Source organism: Sphingomonas sp. (assembly GCF_035555815.1).
Classification (GTDB): domain Bacteria; phylum Pseudomonadota; class Alphaproteobacteria; order Sphingomonadales; family Sphingomonadaceae; genus Sphingomonas.
The window spans coordinates 1-5,376 of the sequence record NZ_DATMGG010000102.1 but is presented as its reverse complement, the minus strand read 5'-3'; the positions used below and the strand labels follow the sequence as shown (position 1 = coordinate 5,376).

Annotated in this window: 6 protein-coding genes; 4 read left to right on the top strand and 2 right to left on the bottom strand. The window is 68.2% G+C overall.

What is annotated here, in order from left to right; all coding sequences use genetic code 11:
- Window positions 1–404: MFS transporter (locus tag VNR91_RS05730; protein WP_325489818.1), on the bottom strand; the 404-nt coding region annotated here is incomplete at its 3' end.
- Window positions 405–510: 106 nt separating this feature from the next.
- Here VNR91_RS05730 and VNR91_RS05725 point away from each other — a divergent pair.
- Window positions 511–708, top strand: a complete 198-nt coding sequence (locus VNR91_RS05725; protein ID WP_325489817.1) for a hypothetical protein — start codon at window positions 511–513, stop codon at window positions 706–708.
- Here VNR91_RS05725 and VNR91_RS05720 read toward each other — a convergent pair.
- Entirely contained in the window at window positions 666–2,321 is a 1,656-nt protein-coding gene (locus tag VNR91_RS05720; protein WP_325489816.1) for an inorganic phosphate transporter, read from the bottom strand. The genes VNR91_RS05725 and VNR91_RS05720 overlap by 43 nt on opposite strands.
- Before the next feature lie 113 nt (window positions 2,322–2,434).
- On the opposite strand from VNR91_RS05720, the gene VNR91_RS05715 reads away from it, so the two are divergent.
- From VNR91_RS05715 to VNR91_RS05705, 3 genes are all read left to right on the top strand, one after another.
- Complete coding sequence (locus VNR91_RS05715) at window positions 2,435–2,983, top strand: CHAP domain-containing protein (RefSeq protein WP_325489815.1); 549 nt, start codon at window positions 2,435–2,437, stop codon at window positions 2,981–2,983.
- 34 nt (window positions 2,984–3,017) lie between these two features.
- Window positions 3,018–4,406 carry a glycosyltransferase family 39 protein gene (locus tag VNR91_RS05710; RefSeq protein WP_325489814.1) on the top strand — a complete coding sequence of 463 codons (1,389 nt, stop codon included), beginning with the start codon at window positions 3,018–3,020 and terminating at the stop codon, window positions 4,404–4,406.
- A 35-nt stretch (window positions 4,407–4,441) separates the two neighbouring features.
- The coding region (locus VNR91_RS05705) for a vWA domain-containing protein (protein WP_325489813.1) at window positions 4,442–5,376 on the top strand (935 nt) is incomplete at its 3' end.

Genomic DNA, 5,376 nt, shown 5'->3' with positions numbered 1-5,376 from the left:
GCCCCGCCCCATTCGCCGCCCAGGCCAAAGCCCTGTCCGAAACGCAGCACGCACAGCAGGATCGGCGCCCAGATGCCGGCGACGTGGTAGGTCGGCAGGAAAGCGATGGCGAGCGTCGACCCGCCCATCAGCATCAGCGAGGCGACCAGTGTCGACTTGCGGCCGATGCGGTCGCCATAGTGGCCGAACGCCCAAGCGCCGACCGGCCGGGCGATGAACGCCACCGCCAGGCTGGCATAGGCCGACAGCAGCTGCATCGACGCGCTGGTCGCCGGAAAGAACAACGGCCCGAACACCAGCGCCGCCGCCGTCGCGTAGATATAGAAATCATAGAATTCGACCGACGTGCCGACCAGGCTCGCCAGCAGCACGCGCCGGTGCGCGGTGATGCCCTTCATGCTCATGACCGCACCGTTCGTCGCAGCGGAGCGATGCGTCAACCCGTCCGTTCATCGCGCGGTAAGGTGGAGGACGCGACGAATGCACCGGGCTTGGCGAGGGACCGCTGACATGCGCAGACGCAATCGTACCCTGTTCGCCGCGTTTGTCGCCGTCGTTGCCGGCGTGGCCGCCTATATCAACCCGGCAATCAGGATCGAGCGTCACGTCGCGCGGGACGAAGTGGCGGTGAAGGCGGAATTCCGCCTGTTGTCGCTCGACTGGGATCAGGCGCCGGTGGCGCGCGCGATGCTCAGCATCACCCAATAGAGGAAGCCCGACAGCGCCATCGCCACCGGCAGCGTCAGCAGCCACGCCATCGCCAGGTGGCGGATGGTCCGCGCCTGCAGGCCCGATCCATTCGCCACCGACGCACCGGCGACGCCCGACGACAGGATATGGGTGGTCGACACCGGCAGGCCGAAACGGTCGGCGGCCAGGATCGTCCCCGCCGCGACCAGTTCGGCGGTGGCACCCATGCCATAGGTCATGTGCTGCTTGCCGATCTTCTCACCGACGGTGACGACGATCCGCTTCCAGCCGACCATCGTTCCCAGTCCCAGCGCGATCGCCACGGTGATCTTGACCCATAGGGGGATGAAGCGCGTTCCATCCTCCAGCAGGGCCTGATAGTCCTTGATCGCCTTCAGTTGCGGCGCACCGCCCAGCCGCGATTCCGCGTCGGCGCCCTTGGTCGCCAGCTTGCTGGTGTCGAGCACCAGATACATGTCGTTGCGCAGGTTCGACGTCGCGCTGGCGGGTACCGCGCGGATCGATCCATAGCCGCTGACCCGCTGGGCCAGATCGCGCGTCGTCACCGCCATCGCGGCGAACGCCCGGGGGGAATCGACCTTCCGCGCCTGAAGCGCCTCGGTCATCACCGTCCGCGCCTGATCGAGCGGCACCGCGATGCCGTTCGCCCGCGCGTCGAACGCGGCGGCGGCCTGGTGCGCGCTCTGGACGAACGCCGGCGTGGCGCTGGCGGGCAGCGTGCGGTTGAGCGCATAGGCGGTCGGAGCGCAGCCGATCAGGATCAGCATGATCAGCCCCATGCCCTTTTGCCCGTCGTTGCTGCCATGGGCGAAGCTGACGGCGGTGCAGGTGAATACCAGCAGCGCGCGAATGCCCCTGGGCGGCGGCGCGCCGGGCGCCGGCGACGTGTGCAGCCGGGGGTTGCGCATCACGCGGCGCATCACGAACAGCAGCAGCAGCGCCGCGCCGAACCCGATCAACGGCGCCATCCACAACCCGGTCAGCACCTTTTGCGCCTGGCTCCAGTCGACGCCGGCGGTTCCGCCCTTCGCGCCAGCGGAAATCAGCTGGTTGGCGACGCCGACGCCCAGCACCGACCCGATCAACGTGTGGCTCGAAGAATTGGGCAGCCCGACATACCAGGTCGCCAGGTTCCAGATCACCGCCGCCAGCAGTAGCGCGAAGATCATCGCGAAGCCCGAGCTGGACCCGACGTTGAGGATCAGGTCGACCGGCAGCAGCGTGATGATCGAATAGGCGACCGCGCCCGACGACGCCATCACACCCAGGAAATTGAAGAAGCCGGACCAGACGACCGCCAGATGGGCGGGCATCGAATTGGTGTAGATCACCGTCGCGACCGCATTGGCGGTATCGTGAAACCCGTTCACGAATTCGAAGCCGAGCGCGATCAGCAGCGCGAGCGCGAGGAAGGCGAACACCCCGACCGCCAGCGTCTCGCCGACGCCCGCGGTGTCGGTCAGCACGCTCCACCCGGCATAGAGGAAGCCGCCGACCAGCATGATCGCGAAGATCCATTTGGCGGCGGGATGCGACGGCGCATCGAGCCGGGGGCGACCCGAAAGCTGGTCCGGGACGGATTGCGAGTCGAGTGCTGCTGCGGTCGCCATGATTTTCGCGCCCTGAACGCGTTGCGTGACACTTCAATGACACGCCCGCGTCGGCGCCATGATTGGCGCGGCGTTAACCATTTGTTGACACTTGCCGTGCCAGCCTTGCCCGCATGGTGTGTCGCGTTGTTGTTAAGCGTATTCTGCTGGGCGCGGGGCTGGTCGCGGCCCCCCTGCCCGCCGCCGCGTCGATCCTCGATTATGTCGGCCAGTGCGTTCCGTTCGCGCGCGCCGCGTCGGGCATCGACATCTATGGCGACGCCTGGACCTGGTGGAGCCAGGCCGACGGCCGCTATCCGCGCGGGCACCAGCCACGCGTGGGCGCGGTGGTCGCCTTCGCCAAATCGAGCCGCCTGCCGCTGGGCCATGTCGCCGTCGTCAGCCGGATCGTCGAGCGGCGCGTGCTGATGCTCACCCATGCCAACTGGTCGCGCCAGAATGGCGAGCGCGGGCATGTCGAACAGGACGTGACGCTGTTCGACGTTTCCCCGCGCAACGACTGGAGCGAGGTCAAGGTGTGGTATCGCGACAGCAAGGGCCTGGGCGGCAGCGTCTACCCGGTCCACGGCTTCATCTACGGCCCGAAGCGCGGTTACTCCCCTGAACTGAGCGGCCGCGCCCCGGATTATGTCGGATCGCTGATCGACGCCTACGCGCAGTAGCGCGAAGCACCGCGAGCGGCGATAAGCATCCCCGATGACCGCCGCGCCCGCCCCGCCCCCATGGTTCTGGCCCGCCGTCGTGCTGATCGCGGTCGGCGGCGGCGCGCTGCGGATCGCCGCCGGGTTCGGCGGGCTGTGGCTGGACGAGGCGTGGTCGGCGCAATTCGCCCGCGACGTGGCGACCCCGGCGGGGGTGTTCCTCAACATCCACCACGACAACAACCACCACCTCAACACATTGTGGCTGCAACTGGTCGGCTATGACGCGCCGCCGGTCGTCCAGCGCGGATTGTCGATCGCCGCCGGCACCGCCGCGATCCTGATCGCCGCGCTGATCGGCGGGCGACGCGGGCCGGCGGCGGGCGTCGTCACCGCGCTGTTGTTCGCGGTGTCACCGATCCTGGTCACCTATGGCAGCGAGGCGCGCGGCTATGCGCCGATGGTGCTGGCGCTGCTGATCGCCATCGCGATCGCCGACAGATGGCTCGACCGCCCCGACACCCCGCCGCCCGCACTGGCGATGGCGGTGACGTGCCTGCTCGGACTGCTATCGCAATTCACCATGGCGTTCGGGATCGCCGCGATCGCCGGATGGGTGGCGCTGCGGGGGTGGCGCGAACGCGGCATCTCGGGCGGCGCCGACGCGACCGTGCGGCTGATGGGGCCGGCGCTGATCCTGGTATCCGTCGCCGCGACGTTGATCCTGGTCGTGTTGCCCGGCCCCGGCGGCTTCCAGTTCGGTCATTATCAGGCGTTCGCCGTGCGCGACCTCCACGCCGGGCTGAGCCAGATGCTCGCCTATAGCTTCGGGCCGGGCATGAGCGTGCTGCTGCTGCCGATCGCGCTGGGCGCGACGATCGCGGCGTTGGTGGCGATGCCGTCGTTGAAGCCGCGCCTCGCCCTGTATGCGCTGGCGATCGTGGCTTTTCCGTTGGCTGTGGGGCTGCTGCGGATCGGCAATGCCGGTATCGCGCGCTATTACCTGTTGACCAGCGTGGCGCTGCTGCTGCTCGCGGGGGAAGTCACTGGCGGCGCGCTGGCCCGTCGCGGCGCGGTCCGCATCGGCGCGCTCGTCATGCTGGCGGCGGTGTTGGTCGCCGGCGGTTGGCGCGACGCGGCGCTGGTCGCCGATCGCCGTGCCGATCCCGACCGGGCGCTCCAGGTGATCGCCGCCGCGCGGCCGGCCGGCGCCACCGCCACGGTCGAGCGCGCGCGGGCGTGGCCGGTGCTGGCGACCGCCGCCGCCGCGCGCCGCTATCCGCTCACCCAATCCGATTGCGGCGAGTGGCTGTTCGTCGACCGCGACGGCGACGAGCCGTTTCCGGCGACCCCCGTCCGCTGTGACCATCGCTATCGGCCCGTCATCGCCGGCCATCCCACCGGGCTGTCGGGCACGCATTGGCGCCTCTACCGCCGCCAGTGATTGCGTCCGCCGCCGTCGCGCGGCATGACGACCGCATGTTCCTGAACTTCCTCGACGAGCTGCGTTCCGCCGGCATCCCCGCCAGCCTGAAGGAGCATTTGATCCTGCTCGAGGCGCTCGACCACGACGTGATCGATCGCACGCCCGAATCCTTCTATTATCTCGCCCGCGCCACCTATGTGAAGGACGAGGGGCTGCTCGACCGCTTCGACCAGGTGTTCGCCAAGGTGTTTCGCGGCATCTCGACCAGCTTCGGCGTACAGGCGGCCGACATTCCCGAAGACTGGCTGAAGGCCGTCGCCGAGAAATATCTGACGCCCGAGGAGATGGCGAAGATCGAATCGCTGGGCTCCTGGGACGAGATCATGGAGACGCTGAAGAAGCGCCTCGCCGCGCAGCAGGGGCGGCACCAGGGCGGCAACAAATGGGTCGGCACCGGCGGCACCAGCCCCTACGGCAATTCGGGCTACAACCCGGAGGGCGTACGGATCGGCGGGGAGAGCACCCACAAGCGCGCGCTGAAGGTGTGGGAAGGCCGCGAGTTCAAGAACCTCGATTCAACCCGCGAACTGGGCACCCGCAACATCAAGATCGCGATGCGCCGCCTGCGCCGGTTCGCCCGCGACGGCGCCGCCGACGAACTCGACATCGACGCGACGATCGAGGGCACCGCCAAGCAGGGCTGGCTCGACGTGGTGATGCGGCCGGAACGGCACAATGCGGTCAAGTTGCTGCTATTTCTGGACGTCGGCGGATCGATGGACCCGTTCGTCAAGCTGTGCGAGGAGCTGTTCTCGGCGGCGACGTCGGAGTTCAAGAACCTAGAGTTCTTCTACTTCCACAACTGCCCCTACGAAGGGCTGTGGAAGGACAACCGCCGCCGCTTCGCCGAACGCACGCCGACGTGGGACGTGCTCCACAAGTTCGGCCACGATTACAAGCTGGTGTTCGTCGGCGACGCATCGATGAG

Bases quoted from the DNA above. Each gene is read 5' to 3' on its own strand.
- VNR91_RS05715 (WP_325489815.1), top strand. From the start codon at position 2,435: ATGGTGTGTCGCGTTGTTGTTAAGCGTATTCTGCTGGGCGCGGGGCTG.
- VNR91_RS05720 (WP_325489816.1), bottom strand. From the start codon at position 2,321: ATGGCGACCGCAGCAGCACTCGACTCGCAATCCGTCCCGGACCAGCTT.
- VNR91_RS05725 (WP_325489817.1), top strand. From the start codon at position 511: ATGCGCAGACGCAATCGTACCCTGTTCGCCGCGTTTGTCGCCGTCGTT.
- VNR91_RS05710 (WP_325489814.1), top strand. From the start codon at position 3,018: ATGACCGCCGCGCCCGCCCCGCCCCCATGGTTCTGGCCCGCCGTCGTG.